This is a genomic window from Winogradskyella arenosi, assembly GCF_003337305.1.
Taxonomy (GTDB): domain Bacteria; phylum Bacteroidota; class Bacteroidia; order Flavobacteriales; family Flavobacteriaceae; genus Winogradskyella; species Winogradskyella arenosi.
Map to the genome: position 1 here is coordinate 1,051,806 of NZ_QPJO01000001.1, position 15,646 is coordinate 1,067,451.

A 15,646-nucleotide genomic window follows, 5' to 3' on the forward strand; every position below is an offset into this window, starting at 1 on the left:
ATGGATATAAAAAACGCACAAAAGGAAGTTGATGATTGGATTAAGGCTCATGGAGTAAGGTACTTTAATGAGCTTACCAATATGGCACAACTCACAGAAGAAGTTGGGGAAGTGGCTAGGATTATTGCGAGACGTTACGGTGAGCAAAGCGAAAAAGAAAGCGATAAAAATAAAGATCTAGGAGAGGAACTTTCCGATGTTTTATTTGTGGTTTTATGCTTAGCCAACCAAACCGGAATTGATTTACAAGCAGCTTTTGATAAAAAATTAGATTTAAAAACCAAACGAGATCATAACAGACACCATAATAATGATAAATTAAAGTAGTTTTGTAGCTTCAATTTATTATTACAATTTACTATGGACATCAGTATCCAAAAATCAAAGCTAAAGAACCATCAAACCGTTCAAATTACAGGATCTAAAAGCGAGTCTAATCGTCTTTTATTGCTTCAAGCCTTATATCCTCAAATTCGTATTGAAAATTTATCGAATTCAGATGACTCTGAGGTCATGCAAAAAGCTTTGGTTTCTGAAGACACATGTATTGATATTCATCATGCCGGAACCGCAATGCGATTTTTAACAGCTTACTTTTCAATTCAGAAGGGAAGAGAAACCGTTATTACAGGATCTCAAAGGATGAAAGAACGTCCAATACAAATATTAGTCGAGGCTTTAAAAACCTTAGGTGCTGATATAAGTTATCTTGAAAATGAAGGTGTGCCGCCATTAAAAATTATTGGTAAAGAACTGACAAAAAGTAAGGTGGCCTTAGAAGCTAATGTAAGTAGTCAGTACATTTCGGCTTTAATGCTTATTGCTTCAAAATTAGAAAATGGTTTAGAGTTAACTTTAAATGGTAAGATTACTTCTGTACCTTATATTAATATGACGTTGAGCTTACTAAATAGTATAGGAATACAGACAACCTTTAAAGATCAGGTAATAACCGTGCAACCGGCACCAAAAACCATTGCAGAACAAACCTTAACGGTAGAGTCAGATTGGTCTTCGGCATCATATTTTTATAGCCTTATTGCCTTAAGTGATGTGGGGACAGAAATTACAATAGCCTCTTATACGCAAGAAAGTTTACAAGGCGATTCAGTCTTAGCAGATATTTATACTAGTTTTGGGGTAAGCACGCAATTTAAAGGGCATGCTATAACGTTAAAGAAGGAAAGCGTTGTAGAGGCTAGCGTTAAAATAGAACGTGATCTTAAAAATGCACCAGATATTGCGCAAACTATTGCCGTTACAGCCTTTGGCTTAGGTTTAGAATGTTTTATGGAAGGCTTACATACTTTAAAAATTAAAGAAACCGATCGTTTAGTGGCGCTTAAAACAGAATTAGAAAAGTTAGGTGCGGAGATCAATATTACGGATAAAACCTTGCATCTAAAAGCTTCTGAGAGCATCAATGCTAATGTGAAAATACCAACCTATAACGATCATAGAATGGCTATGGCTTTTGCGCCTTTAGGATTAAAAGTACCATTAGTTATTGAGGATGCCAATGTAGTGAGTAAATCCTATCCAGAATTTTGGAAAGATTTAGAAACTATTGGCTTTCAATGGGCCTAAAAAAGCATAAGAATTTAGGCTGCTTTTAGACGTTGCTATAGCAGTAAGACTCTTGTTGTAAAGTAAAATAAACCTTTATTTACTTGACAAGGCCTATGTTGAGATTGTATATTTGCAGTTCGAGATAAAATTACAGATTTGAAACCTAAAGCAGGGGAGAAGCAAAGTCTTCTTATATGCCTATCTAAGTTTCATTTTATTCAATTAATCTATTAAAACTAATACATGAAATTATCCCACTTTAATTTTGAGCTTCCAGATGAATTATTAGCAGAACACCCTGCAGAACACAGAGATGAAGCAAGATTGATGGTGTTAAATAGAGCAGAACAAACTATTGAACACAAACAATTTAAAGATATTATAGATTATTTTGATGAAGGTGATGTAATGATCATGAATGATACCAAGGTGTTTCCAGCACGTTTATTTGGTAACAAAGAAAAAACTGGTGCGCGTATTGAGGTTTTCTTATTGCGTGAGCTTAACCAAGAACAACGTCTTTGGGATGTGTTAGTAGATCCAGCACGTAAAATTAGAATAGGAAATAAGCTTTACTTTGGTGATGACGAAACTTTAGTTGCTGAGGTCATAGATAACACAACCTCTAGAGGTAGAACTTTACGTTTCTTATACGATGGATCTTATGCTGATTTTAGAGCGAAATTAACGGAACTTGGAGAAACACCATTACCTAAGTATATTAACAGGGAAGTAGAGCCGGAAGACGAAGAGCGCTACCAAACAATATATGCTAAAAATGAAGGTGCAGTAGCCGCGCCAACCGCAGGAATGCACTTTTCTAAACATTTATTAAAGCGTTTAGAAATTAAAGGTATAAAAACTGCAGAGGTGACTTTACATGTGGGGTTAGGAACGTTTAATCCTGTTGAAGTAGAAGATTTGTCTAAACATAAAATGGACAGTGAAGAAATAATTATTAACAAGCAAGCTGCAGAGATTGTTAATGATGCTATTGAAAATAAAAAACGCGTGTGTGCCGTGGGTACAACATCGATGCGAACCATAGAAAGTTCGGTATCTTCTAACGGGCGCTTAAATGAGTTTGAAGGCTGGACCAACAAGTTTATCTTCCCGCCTTACGACTTTAGCATTGCCAATTGTATGATCACCAATTTTCATACGCCAAAATCTACTTTATTGATGATGACTTCAGCCTTTGCGGGTCACGATTTTATAAAGAGAGCCTATGAAGAAGCGGTAAAAGAAAAATATAAGTTCTACTCTTACGGTGATGCCATGTTAATCATCTAATCGTAGTTATTAGAATCATAAAAAAGTCTCTTCATTGAGGCTTTTTTTATTTATAACAAAATCAAAATTCATTTAAGTACTTTTGCATAAGATGGAAGTAAAAAAGAAAGATATACGCGCCTTAACAAAAGAACAACTCAGAGAATTCTTTGTAAAACAAGGAGATAAGGCTTTTAGAGGCAATCAGGTTTACGAGTGGCTATGGCAAAAATCGGCTTATAGTTTTGAAGATATGACTAACATATCTTTAGAAACACGGCAAATGCTAGAAGCTAATTTTGTAATTAATCATATTAAGGTAGATCAGATGCAACGTAGCGCTGATGGTACTATTAAGAACGCTGTAAGACTTCACGATGATTTAATTGTAGAATCTGTGCTTATACCAACAGCAACCCGGACAACAGCTTGTGTGTCGTCTCAAGTAGGTTGTAGTTTAGATTGCAGGTTTTGTGCAACCTCGCGTTTAAAACGTATGCGCAATCTGAATCCAGATGAGATTTACGACCAAGTCGTTGCTATAGACAACGAAAGTAGATTATACCATAACAGGTCATTAAGTAATATCGTTTTTATGGGAATGGGTGAGCCGCTTATGAACTATAATAACGTTCTTAAAGCCATCGATAAAATTACGTCTCCTGAAGGTTTAGGCATGTCTCCAAAACGAATTGTGGTCTCAACCTCTGGAGTGCCAAAAATGATTAAGAAAATGGCAGATGATAAGGTGAAATTTAAGTTAGCCGTTTCACTGCATTCTGCGATAGACGAGATTCGTACATCTATAATGCCATTTAACGCTACGTTTCCATTAAATGATTTAAGAGAGGCTTTGCAATACTGGTACGCTGCAACAAAAAATAGAATTACGTACGAGTATGTGGTTTGGGATGCTATTAACGATAAACGTAAAGATGCAGAAGCTTTAGTGGAGTTTTGCAAATTTGCACCAAGTAAAGTGAATCTCATTGAATATAATCCAATAGATGATGGTGAATTTCAACAAGCCAGTTCAAAAGCTATTGACATGTATGTTTCGGTACTAGAAGCTAATAACATTACAGTTACAGTAAGACGTAGTAGAGGTAAGGATATTGATGCTGCTTGTGGGCAATTGGCTAATAAAAGTTAAAGTTGTAGTATTTTTATTGCATATTATAAATTTATTTTACCTTTAGTTCTAATTTTAAAAAAAACACACATATATTATGAGAACAAAATTACTTTATTTATTATTTATCGTTCCATTTCTTTCATTTGGGCAAACTATTGAATCTGAAGATTTTGATGGATTAGCTTTAGGGAGTATTTCAGGACAAGGTAGTTGGCAAAGCCTAATTAGCAATGGTGATGGCTCGACGACCAACATGACCGAAGCTAATTTAGCTGTAACAACAGGAGGTGTTGCTTCCACTAACGGTTTTACTATTACAGGACCAAATGGTGATTCTGGATCAGCATTTGTCTGGAATGATGGATTTGCAGGCGCTTGGGCGTCAAGAACAATAGGTAACGATATAGTTGAAGTGGAAGTTTCAGTTAATCCTGGAGCGATTGGAGGAACTTCAAAAAATACTTTTGGTGTTTATATTTATAACGCTGACTATACTAAAGTATTAGCTGGTTTTATTGTCGACGCTGATACTAATACTTTATCAGTTATAGCATATAGTCTCCCTACAGGTGAGCTATCGCCAGCTAATTTTACCTATAGTTTGGCAGCAGCTCCAGGTTTGGCGTTAGCATCTAATACTTGGTCTAAAGTTGGTGTTAGTTATAACACAATTACTGGACAGGTTTTAATTGATAGCGATGCAATAACGGATGGTCCTTTAGGTCTTTCAACGAATGTTGCGGTTGACACACCGGCAGAAGTAGATTTTGTTGTTTCCCCAGGAGGTTCTACAGCTGGAGGTGCAAACACAGCTTCTACCACTATGATTTTTGATAATTATGAGGCTAGAGCAACAGCAAGTAATACTTTATTGAATACGGAAGAGTTTGAATTGAATTCAGTTGGTCTTTATCCAAATCCAGCAAAAGAGTCAATTACTCTAGCTTCAGATATTTCAATTAAAAATGTTGAAATTTTTAATAGCCTAGGTCAAGTGGTTCTTACTAAAAATTCTGATTTTAGTAATACGAATGTATTTGATATTTCTAATCTAACTTCAGGGGTTTATATTATGACTATCAACTCAATTGATGGTGCTTCACAAACAAAGAAATTTATTAAAGAATAACATTATTACTATTTTTTCTTATTAATTATATATCAGAGGACTTAATTTATTAAGTCCTCTGTGGTTTTAAAGAATGCATAGATTATAATTAAAAGAAACAGTCGTTTTTAAAACTAGTTATAGTTTTTTATAAATTTAATTGTCTTGAAGTTTACTTTAAAATAATATCCGTTTTTGTTAAGTGGATATCATCATTTGGAGAAGAAACATCTATGTGTTTCTTTTAATTTTTCGAAATATTATGATTAATATGTTTGAAATCAGATGTTTTGTAATAAAATTCAGATAGATTTAGTATTATTTTTTTATTGATAATATTCAAGCATTATTCTTTGTAATATTGCAACAGTAGCGTTTATCATATTTTAATGAAAATAACCGAACAAATAAAACTTCCTATTGCCTACGAGATGGATCTTTTTGAACAAAAGTTTCAACTTTCTATGGCGAGTAAGGTGGCGCTTCTTAATCGTATTACGCATTATATTGTAAACCGTAAAGGGAAACAAATGCGACCTATGTTTGTGTTTTTGGTCGCTAAAATGATGAATAATGGTGAGGTAAGCGAACGGACTTACAGAGGGGCTTCCGTTATTGAGCTTATTCATACGGCAACTTTGGTTCACGATGATGTGGTGGATGATAGTAACCGCAGGCGGGGTTTCTTTTCTATTAATGCGCTTTGGAAAAATAAAATTGCCGTTCTTATCGGTGATTTTTTATTGTCTAAAGGACTGCTGCTCTCCATTGATAATAATGATTTTGATCTCTTAAAAATTATTTCTGTTGCGGTAAGAGAAATGAGTGAAGGCGAATTACTTCAAATCGAAAAAGCTAGACAACTAGATATCACTGAAGCTGTTTATTACGAAATTATCCGACAAAAAACAGCCACCTTAATTGCCGCTTGCTGTAGTTTGGGTGCCGCTTCTGTAAAGCCTAATTCACCAGAAGTAGAAACCATGCGAAAGTTTGGTGAATTGATAGGGATGGCATTTCAGATTAAAGATGACCTATTTGATTACGGAGATGATGCCATAGGAAAACCTACCGGAATAGATATTAAAGAACAGAAAATGACCTTGCCGCTGATCTATGTGCTTAATCATTGCACAAAAAAGGAAAAGTCTTGGCTAATTAACTCCGTTAAAAACCATAATATGGATAAGAAGCGGGTTAAAGAAGTCATTGCTTTTGTAAAAGAAAAAGGAGGCTTAGAATATGCCGTTGCAAAAATGAAAGCATTTCAGAAAGAGGCTTTAGATATCTTGGCCGCCTATCCAAATTCAGCTTATAAAGCGTCACTAAAACTTATGGTGGACTACGTAATTGATAGAAAAAAATAAACTTTATATTTCTGTATTACAGGGTTTTGCTTTTTATTTTGATCTTTTTTTTATACCCTAGGCAACCTTTGATCCTTAAATTGCGTCTTTATAAATAGAAGCGTAATTGTACTGACAGAAAATGAAAGTTATTCAACTTTATAAAGATGAAACTCAACTCTTAAAAAGGGCAGCGAAAAACAATCGTGAAGCGCAACATCTGCTTTTTGAGTTGCATGCTCCTAAAATGCTTAGTGTCTGTCGGTATTATATTAAAGACGTACATCAGGCGGAAGAGGTCATGTTAAATGGTTTTTTTAAAGTGTTTCAATCTTTAAAAAAGTTTAAGAATACTGGGAGCTTTGAAGGTTGGGTAAGACGTATTATGGTCAGAGAAGCCATTTCGTACTTAAGGCAGAAAAAAAATCTTGAGTTTCCTGTAGAGGCTGATTATTTAGAAACAGATCAAACTTCAAATAATATAAATACACGTATTGAGTTGGCTGAAATTCAACAACTCATTGATAATTTACCTGAAGGGTATCGGATTGTGTTTGTAATGTACGCTATAGAGGGGTATAAGCATCAAGAAATTGCCAGCCTATTAGAAATTTCTTTAGGAACCTCTAAGTCGCAATTATTTAAAGCGCGACAAATGCTTCAAAAACGAATTATTGAATTAAATAACCCAAATTATGGCACCCCTTAAGTTTGAAGATACTATAAAATCTAAGCTTGAAGAGCGTAGCTTAAGTCCTTCGGCTGAAGCATGGACAAAATTGTCTGATCGGCTCGATGCGGAAACGCAGTCCACTAAAAAATCGAAGTATTGGTGGTGGAGTATCGCTGCAAGTTTACTTATAATGCTTGCTGTTTCTGTGCAGTGGTTGCAAAAAGAGGAAACTAAGCAATTGGCTCCGGTGGTTGTGCAAGAAACAATAGCGATACCAACACAAGAGACGCCTAAGGCTTTAAGTTTTGAGCAAATTCCAGTAGATGTCACAGAGGATGCTAAACTAAAGCAGGCTAAAAAAGTGCGTATCAACCGTGAGCAACCTTCAAATTTAGAAAGGAAGACTCCGGCAGCTCTAAAAGCGTCTTCGTCTTTAGAATTGACCTCCGAAACTCAAACGTCTCCCGTTGACGATAGCTTACTTTACGATGAAACAGAAGCTTTGTTAAGAGCAGCGCAAATAGAAATGGCTATAGGAAGCGCTAAGGAGGCTATAAAGTTAGAGCATAGTGCGGTTTCAGATGCTGAAATAGATGCTTTGTTAAGTCTAGCCAGTCAAGAACTCTTTAAGGAGCAATTGGAACCTGAAAGGATTCAAACTGCAGATGCCACGCGTTTGTTAGAGCTTGTAGAAGCTGAAATGGGACAGTCGTTTAGAACCAAGGTTTTTGAAGCTTTAAAGGAAAGTTTTGAAACGGTACGTACAGCGGTGGCACAACGTAATCACTAATAAGCTTTTTCTTAAGGATTATAATATGGAACTCGGACTGTAGTTCGATAAGCAATTCAATCAAAATTCATCATAATCATCATCATTAATCAAAAAACGAACATTTATGAACACCATTACAAAAGTTGTAGCCTACGTCATCTTAATAACCCTTTTTGGAAAATTACAGGCGCAAACGATCCCGTTAGATAGTATTAGATCGGCAGAAGTTTCAGTTAAAATTCAACATTTAAAACAGCAAAAATCGACGATAGAAGAAGAAGAACGGGAGATTTTAAAAGGCAAAATTGCTAAAATAAATAAGCAATTAGATCTTAAAGAAATTACGGCTGAAACAGCAGAAACATTAAAGAAAGAGGCAGCCAAGGTCGCAGTCTTAAATATTGAAAATCGCATTGATATTTTAAATAAAAGAATAGCCTTATTAGAACGCAATGGATACGGAGGAGATCACTCGGTTGAGACTATAGATGAAGGCTATACCCTGAGAATAGGAGGCAATGAGGAAATAAGTGATAGTTTTATTTATCTTGGCAAACCTTCAGGCGATGAAAATAGAAAATACGACAAGCGGACTTCTACAGATATTGTCTTTGCATTCGGATTTAATAATACCTTAATTGAAGGCGAATCACTTAGCGATTCTCCTTACAAAATTGGTGGGTCTGGTTTTATAGAACTCGGCTATGCATGGAAAACAAGAATTTTTGAGAATACTAATTTTTGGCGATTAAAGTATGGATTTTCATTTCAGTGGAATAAATTAAATATTAAAAACAATAAGTATTTAGTGAACACGGATGGTGTTATTGCCTTACAAGAGTATCCAACTGATGTTAATAAAGTGAAATTTAGAACTACAAACTTAGTGTTCCCAATGCACTTAGAATTTGGGCCTTCTACTAAGATTGAAAAAGAAAATTACTTTAGATATTCTACCCGTGAACACTTGAAAATAGGTTTAGGAGGTTATGCCGGAGTTAATTTAGGGAACATGCAAAAAGTAAAATATAAGGATAATGGTAAGCGTGAGAAAGATAAGCAACGTAATAAATTTGAAGTGAATGAATTTGTCTACGGGGTCAGTGGCTACATCTCATTAGGCGGGGTTGCTTTATATGCTAAATACGATCTTAATCCGTTATTTAATAATCAAACTGTAGATCAGAATAATATTTCTGTGGGTTTGCGTTTTGATATGGATTAAGCTCATCAATCAATCAATCAATCAATCAATCAATCAATCAATCAATCAATTTTTGAGTAGGAAAAGGCCTTTATCTATTATAGATAAAGGCCTTTTTTGTTTTAAGACGTTACTAATTTTAATCCCACTATTGAAATAATAAGGGTAGACATAAAGAAAAGGCGCCAAAATGTGGCAGGCTCTTTAAATATAAAAATACCCACAAGCACGGTGCCTACAGCGCCAATACCAGTCCAAACAGCATAAGCAGTTCCTATAGGAAGTTGTTGCGTCGCTTTTACTAAGAGAAGTATACTCATGGTTAAACAGGCTAAAAATCCAAGATACCAATAGGTTGTCTCTAGGCCTGTAGAGCCTTTGGCTTTTCCGAGGCAGGTGGCGAAGGCTACCTCAAACAGTCCTGCGATAATTAGTAAAATCCAACTCATAAAATTTAGAGGTTTTAAAATAAAGGTTCTAATTTATGCCTTTAAGATAAAAATACGTGTTTATTAAGAGTATAAATTTTTAAAACAATTTCTTTAGCTTAAATTTGTTTTTTACGAGTCTTTTAGGGGTTAAAAATCCCCACAAAGACGCCGTTAAATTTCTGCTTCTAAAGGAATAACCAAACCTATGATATCACAAAATTCTATAGCAAAAGTATTTGAAACCGCTCGTGTGGAAGAGGTGATAGGCGATTTTGTTCAGCTTAAAAAAGCCGGGACAAATTTTAAAGGCTTAAGTCCGTTTAGTGAGGAACGTTCTCCGAGTTTTGTGGTTTCTCCTGTAAAGCAAATTTGGAAGGATTTCTCTAGTGGAAAAGGCGGGAATGCGGTGACATTTTTAATGGAGCACGAGCATTTTACCTACCCAGAGGCCATAAAATACCTCGCCAAAAAATACAATATTGAGATTGAAGAAACGGAGCGTACAGACCAAGAGAAAGCTCAAGCAGATACTCGCGAAAGTTTGTATTTGGTCAGTGAGTATGCCAGTAGTTATTTTCAAAATGTATTACATAAAACAAACCCTGGTAAAGCCATAGGTTTAAGCTATTTTAAAGAGCGTGGTTTTACTGAAGAGACCATAAAAAAGTTTGATCTTGGTTATGCCTTAGATGAGTGGCAAGGCTTTACAGATGATGCTTTGGGTAAAGGTTATAAGCTTAAGTTTTTAGAGCAAACAGGTTTAACGATTGTTAAAGGCGAAAAGCGTTTTGATCGTTTTAAAGGCCGTGTCATGTTTCCTATTCATAGTATGAGTGGGCGTGTTCTTGGTTTTGGAGGACGAATTTTAACCAATGATAAAAAAGCAGCTAAATACCTTAACTCACCTGAGAGTGAAATTTACCATAAAAGTAAAATTCTGTATGGGTTGTACCATGCCAAACAAAGCATAGCAAAAGAAGATAATTGTTATTTGGTTGAAGGCTATACGGATGTTATTCAGTTTTCTCAAACCGGAATTACCAATGTGGTTTCTTCTTCTGGGACGGCTTTGTCTCCTGATCAAATACGATTAATCAATAGGTTAACCAACAATATTACCGTGCTTTTTGATGGAGATGCCGCTGGAATTAGAGCCTCAATTCGTGGAATTGACTTGATCCTAGAGCAAGGGGTTAATGTGAAGATTTGTACATTTCCTGATGGTGAAGATCCTGATAGCTTTTCAAAATCTAATACCTTAGAAGAACTCAAAGCCTATTTAGAGGAGAACGCTAAAGATTTTATTCAGTTTAAAGCGTCTTTATTGGTGCGAGAAGCCAATAACGATCCTATTAAAAAAGCGGAGACTATTCGCGAAATTGTTAATAGCATTGCTAAAATTCCAGATCAAATAAAACGTGAAATCTACATTCAAGAATGTGCACGTATTATGGATATTAGTGAGAACGTACTGTTCACCACTTTAGCGCAAATTAATAATAAAGGTGCGCAAGTGAATTCTGGAAAATCAAGGTCTTTTAATGCTGAACAGCCACCACCATTTGAAGTGGTTAAAAACGAGCCTACTCATAAACCAAAAATAGATGTTCAGTATGAACTTGAACGCAAAATAATTGAGATCCTGATGCTTTACGGCGATCGAGTAGAGCAGTTTGAAGATGTGGTCTTGCAGGTCGATGAAGCCACTGGCGATTTGGTGTCTAAACCGACCCAACATGAGGCTAGAGTTTTTGAAAAAATATACTTAGACCTTCAAGAGGATGAAATGCAATTTTCTAACCCACAGTTTAAGGCCCTTTATTACGCGATTATTGATAAATTAAATCAAGATGAAAATTTTTCAACTAAAAACTTTATCAATCAACTCGATCAAGATTCGGCCAGTGCTGTAACCAGTATTTTAATGGAAGACGAGCGCTATTACCTCCATGATTGGGAACGCAATCTAATTATTCCTAAGAATAAAAAAGATTCCGTAGCACAACTGGTGAGTCAGACTATTTTGAGTTTACGTTGTCATCTTATTGACAAGAAGGTGATAGAGTATAAAAATGAGACCTTAAAAGAAAATGTAGACACACGGGCTATTATAGAAGATGTAAAAGACTACGTAGGTCTTAAAATGTTATTATCGCGTAAATTGGGGAAAGTAGTAGGTTAAATAGGTGATTAGGGTTAAGCTAAATTATGATGTTTAGCTTGGTGTATTAAATCGACAACATTAGTGACATTTAATTTTTTGAATAAGCGCGCTTTATAGGTGCTTACCGTTTTTTCATTAATGTCTAGTTCCTCGGCAATCTCTTTGTTTTTTCTACCAATAGAAAGTAGTTTTAAAACTTCAACTTCTCTCGTAGATAGTTTTTTAAACATACGGCTTCGGCTTTTCCTGGTGTCTTCATAACGGAAATGTTTATCCATTTTCTCGCTAAGTGACGTTTCACCGTTGCTAATTTTTCGGATAGCCGCTTCAATGTCTTCTACGCTGGCTTCCTTATTTAAGTAGCCTGAAGCTCCCGCTTTTATAGTACTTATAGCATAAATTTCTTCAGGTTGATGACTGAACATCAAAACCTGGACGGATTTGTTCTCCTTTTTTATGGCTCTAAGAGCGGTTATTCCGTTAAGTTCTGGTAAATCTATTTCAGAAATAATAACGTCTACATTGTGGCGGCGTACAAATTCGAAAATTTCTATTCCACTACTTAGACTACCAATAACCTTGAGGTCTGGCTTACTATTTAAAAATAATTCTAATCCGGTTCTGACAATGGGGTGGTTGTCAACAATCAAAATCTGTATCATGACAATTGTATTATGGGTTTAAATGCTTAGGGTAATTTATAATCTCAATACAATGCAAGGGGATATGTATAAAAATAGTAATAAATTAACTAATTTTATTAAATTTACTCTTTTTATTAATAAAAAGCAATAATTATTTTAAATTTTTAGGAATATCGCAAACGGGGATCGCGATCATCTTGTGTTTATTAGCGGTATTGTAGCGTTTGAAAATCTCAAAAACCTCACGTTGACGTCCTTCAAAGTCGTTGGCAGTTTTACCTTCGTCTTTCATTTGCATAGCCCATTCTAACTCTGGGTAGGTCGCTCCAATTTGATCTTCGTCCGTTCTGTCATCACCCCACAACCCATCGGTAGGGGCAGCGTCTATAATTTCTTGGTTAATTCCTAAGAACTTAGCGATTTCGTAAACTTCACTTTTTAGTAAATCGGCAATAGGACTTAAATCTACACCGCCATCGCCATATTTAGTGTAAAAACCAACACCGAAATCTTCAACTTTATTTCCGGTACCAGCAACAAGATATTTTTTTAACGCAGCAAAATAATAGAGTGTGGTCATTCGTAATCGTGCTCTAGTATTCGCTAAGGCCATAAAACGACTCTCTTCATTGTCTACACCTGGTAATTCAGAAATTAATTGATCAAATACTGGAGTAAGATTTACGGGAGTCATGCTAACAGCAGGGTATTTGGCTTTTAACCATTCAATATGATTTAAGGCACGGTTAACCTGACTTGGAGCTTGGTGAATAGGCATTTCTAAACACAACAAGTCCAAACCTGTCATAGCACACAAAGCAGATGTTACAGCAGAATCTATTCCGCCAGATACGCCTATTACAAATCCATTCATTTTTGCACTGTTTGCATAATCTTTTAGCCAATCTACAATATGTTCTACAACCTTTTCTGTCTGCATAATTTTTAATTTTTAATACAAAGAAGTGTACCTTTGCGTAACAAAAATAGCGGAAACGTATTAAGTTTAAAAATGTTTTACCAAATGAAAGTAAGAATTTATATTATTTTATGCCTGGCGTTTACTTTTATGGCTTGTGAAGAGGAATCTAAAGTAGAAGCCGCGATTGCCAACATTGAGGTTGATTTTAAGGTGGAGCGTTTTGATACTGATTTCTATAAGGCTAAAGCCGAGGATTTACCACAATTGAAAACCGACTATCCGTTTCTGTTTTCTAAACGTATTCCAGATTCTGTTTGGGTAGAGCAGTTAAATGATACGCTACATGATGAAATTTTAACGGAGGTGAACCGTAAGTATGCTAACTTTGATAAAACGAGTTCAGAGCTTAAAAGTTTATTTCAGCATTTGAAGTACTATGACCCTGTATTCTCTGTGCCTCGAGTAGTCACCTTAACCAATTATGTACAATATAGAGATAAGGTTGTTGTAACGGATACCATAGCGCTTATTGCATTGGATAATTATTTAGGAGAAGATCACCGATTTTATCGCGATGGTAACATCCCCTTATATTTATCTAAGAATTTTAGACAAGAACAGATTGTGGTGGATTTGGCAGAAGCTTATGCTGAAAAATACACCTTTCAGCAACAAAGAAAGTTTTTGCTAGATGAAATGATCTACTATGGTAAATTACTCTACTTTAAAGATAAAATGATTCCTTTTAAATCTGATGCTGAAAAAATAGGTTATACTAATGATCAGCTGGGTTGGGCAGAAGCTAATGAAAGTCCTATGTGGAGTTATTTTATAGAGAAAGAATTATTGTACAATACCGATAATAAACTTCTAAGTCGTTTTATAACGGATGCACCTTTTTCTAAATTTTATTTAGAATTAGATAACGAATCTCCTGGTCAAGTGGGGCAATATATAGGCTGGCAAATTGTAAGAGCTTATGCCGATGCCACAGGTGAAGATCTCATGACCATTTTACAAAAAGAACCTGAAGAAATTTTTACAAAATCTAAATTTAAACCAAAGAAATAATGTCTAAAGTTATAAAATCTAAAATCGTACTCAACGTGGAACTTGATGAAAACCGAGTGCCAGAAAAATTAAATTGGTCGGCTCAAGATGGAGGCGTCAATAACGAAGAGGCAAAGGCCGTTATGTTATCCGTATGGGATAGTAAGGCTCAAGAGACCTTAAAGATTGACTTGTGGACTAAAGATATGCCCGTAGATGAAATGAAATTATTTTTTCATCAAACCTTAGTAACCATGAGTGATTCGTTTTTTAGAGCGACTCAAGATCAGAAAATGACCGATACTATGAAGGATTTTTGTGATTATTTCGCGGAAAAATTAGAGCTTAAAAAGCAATAATTACTCTAAGTCTTTACGCAACGCATTAGTCACCTTGTAATAAGGTTGAATATCAAAACTATCTGAATTTACATTCAAATAGTTTTTTTTATGCCTTCTTTTATGGATGAAAAAATTAGTAGGGTCGTAAATTTGCCAAACGGTTAGTTCATTATTGCGCCCTGTGGTCGTTTTCATGTCCGTTTCTATTTTCAGGATTAAACGATCTACCGTCTTTTGGTCTGCCATTTTTAATAAGGTCTCCGAGCTAGAACCATTGTTCACTTTATAAAGAATCCAATATTTAACAGCGGATACTTTTGGTTTAGCAGGCGTCGCCAAGTGTTTTGAATTTAGAACATTGGCTTTTTTTCCAGCTAACCTTAAATCGCTGGTATATGTCGCGTTTTCAGAACCATAAGCCTTGGTTTTAGGAGCTGTAAGATCATTAGGTAAGGCTGTTGTTGTCTTTTGTTTATGAGAGGTATTAGGTTTATTCGGTTTAAAGGAGCTATTGCTAGCTAAGAGATCCGGATTTTCTATTTGTAACTCTGGAGCTGGAGGAATATTAGAGAAAATCTCGTGTCTTAGTAAAGTGATAACAATCAGTTTGTCTCTTAAAACGGCTTCTATAGCATAACGTCCCACAGGAATATCTCCAATAAGTAGCTTTGCTTTAGAGTCTTTAACTTTAATAATACGCTCAAAATCATCATTAAAAATCATGACCTCGTAAATAGTGCGTTCGCCTTCAAAAACAATACTGTCTTGTGAGATATTTAAATAATGTTTTAATTCTAATGCTCTTGAATTGGTGTTTTTAAGCAATACCGATTTTTGACCATACAAAAATGTGGTCAAAAGTAGGAACACCGATGTATATAATAGTTTCATGAGTAGGATTTTAAGTGTTTGGTTAACAAATGAATACTATGCCGTTATCTTTTGTAATTTTAATAGGTTACAAAAGTAGGGGGTAAAGGGTTAAGCGCATTGTAAATCAGATGTGTAACCCCTT

General features: G+C 35.3%; 16 protein-coding genes. 12 read left to right on the forward strand and 4 right to left on the reverse strand.

The window, feature by feature from the left end:
• From DFQ08_RS04375 to DFQ08_RS04415, 9 genes are all read left to right on the forward strand, one after another.
• Window positions 1-327 (forward strand): nucleotide pyrophosphohydrolase, encoded by a 327-nt coding sequence (locus DFQ08_RS04375; protein WP_114308556.1) that lies wholly within the window; start codon window positions 1-3, stop codon window positions 325-327.
• 33 nt (window positions 328-360) lie between these two features.
• Entirely contained in the window at window positions 361-1,587 is a 1,227-nt protein-coding gene (locus DFQ08_RS04380) for a 3-phosphoshikimate 1-carboxyvinyltransferase (protein ID WP_114308557.1), read from the forward strand.
• A gap of 225 nt (window positions 1,588-1,812) precedes the next feature.
• Complete coding sequence (gene queA, locus DFQ08_RS04385) at window positions 1,813-2,862, forward strand: tRNA preQ1(34) S-adenosylmethionine ribosyltransferase-isomerase QueA (protein WP_114308558.1); 1,050 nt, start codon at window positions 1,813-1,815, stop codon at window positions 2,860-2,862.
• A 91-nt stretch (window positions 2,863-2,953) separates the two neighbouring features.
• A complete protein-coding gene (gene rlmN, locus DFQ08_RS04390) occupies window positions 2,954-3,994 on the forward strand; it encodes a 23S rRNA (adenine(2503)-C(2))-methyltransferase RlmN (protein ID WP_114308559.1) in 1,041 nt (346 codons plus the stop codon).
• A 76-nt stretch (window positions 3,995-4,070) separates the two neighbouring features.
• The gene (locus DFQ08_RS04395) at window positions 4,071-5,105 is read left to right on the forward strand and encodes a T9SS type A sorting domain-containing protein (RefSeq protein ID WP_114308560.1); all 1,035 of its coding nucleotides are present in this window, start codon (window positions 4,071-4,073) and stop codon (window positions 5,103-5,105) included.
• 368 nt (window positions 5,106-5,473) lie between these two features.
• Window positions 5,474-6,451, forward strand: a complete 978-nt coding sequence (locus tag DFQ08_RS04400) for a polyprenyl synthetase family protein (protein WP_114308561.1) — start codon at window positions 5,474-5,476, stop codon at window positions 6,449-6,451.
• A gap of 121 nt (window positions 6,452-6,572) precedes the next feature.
• Window positions 6,573-7,139 (forward strand): RNA polymerase sigma factor, encoded by a 567-nt coding sequence (locus tag DFQ08_RS04405; RefSeq protein ID WP_114308562.1) that lies wholly within the window; start codon window positions 6,573-6,575, stop codon window positions 7,137-7,139.
• Window positions 7,126-7,893, forward strand: a complete 768-nt coding sequence (locus tag DFQ08_RS04410) for a hypothetical protein (protein ID WP_114308563.1) — start codon at window positions 7,126-7,128, stop codon at window positions 7,891-7,893. The genes DFQ08_RS04405 and DFQ08_RS04410 overlap by 14 nt, the downstream gene beginning before the upstream one ends.
• Before the next feature lie 106 nt (window positions 7,894-7,999).
• Complete coding sequence (locus tag DFQ08_RS04415) at window positions 8,000-9,100, forward strand: hypothetical protein (RefSeq protein ID WP_114308564.1); 1,101 nt, start codon at window positions 8,000-8,002, stop codon at window positions 9,098-9,100.
• Window positions 9,101-9,201: 101 nt separating this feature from the next.
• Here DFQ08_RS04415 and DFQ08_RS04420 read toward each other — a convergent pair whose 3' ends face one another.
• On the reverse strand, window positions 9,202-9,528 hold the full coding sequence (locus tag DFQ08_RS04420) for a DMT family transporter (protein WP_114308565.1): 327 nt from the start codon (window positions 9,526-9,528) through the stop codon (window positions 9,202-9,204).
• A 187-nt stretch (window positions 9,529-9,715) separates the two neighbouring features.
• Here DFQ08_RS04420 and dnaG point away from each other — a divergent pair, with 187 nt between their 5' ends.
• Window positions 9,716-11,692 (forward strand): DNA primase, encoded by a 1,977-nt coding sequence (dnaG, locus tag DFQ08_RS04425; RefSeq protein WP_114308566.1) that lies wholly within the window; start codon window positions 9,716-9,718, stop codon window positions 11,690-11,692.
• 14 nt (window positions 11,693-11,706) lie between these two features.
• Here the strand turns inward: dnaG and DFQ08_RS04430 are convergent, their stop codons facing one another.
• Window positions 11,707-12,336: a response regulator gene (locus tag DFQ08_RS04430; protein WP_114308567.1), complete on the reverse strand. Its 630-nt coding sequence runs from the start codon at window positions 12,334-12,336 to the stop codon at window positions 11,707-11,709.
• A gap of 133 nt (window positions 12,337-12,469) precedes the next feature.
• Complete coding sequence (gene nadE / locus DFQ08_RS04435; protein ID WP_114308568.1) at window positions 12,470-13,258, reverse strand: NAD(+) synthase; 789 nt, start codon at window positions 13,256-13,258, stop codon at window positions 12,470-12,472.
• 84 nt (window positions 13,259-13,342) lie between these two features.
• Between nadE and gldB the strand changes: the two genes are divergently transcribed.
• Window positions 13,343-14,311, forward strand: a complete 969-nt coding sequence (gldB, locus tag DFQ08_RS04440; protein WP_114308678.1) for a gliding motility lipoprotein GldB — start codon at window positions 13,343-13,345, stop codon at window positions 14,309-14,311.
• On the forward strand, window positions 14,311-14,649 hold the full coding sequence (gldC, locus tag DFQ08_RS04445; protein ID WP_114308569.1) for a gliding motility protein GldC: 339 nt from the start codon (window positions 14,311-14,313) through the stop codon (window positions 14,647-14,649). Before gldB ends, gldC begins: the two co-directional genes overlap by 1 nt.
• On the opposite strand, the gene DFQ08_RS04450 is transcribed toward gldC, so the two are convergent.
• On the reverse strand, window positions 14,650-15,522 hold the full coding sequence (locus DFQ08_RS04450) for a hypothetical protein (protein ID WP_147269440.1): 873 nt from the start codon (window positions 15,520-15,522) through the stop codon (window positions 14,650-14,652). It lies immediately after the preceding gene.
• Between the last annotated feature and the right edge of the window lie 124 nt (window positions 15,523-15,646).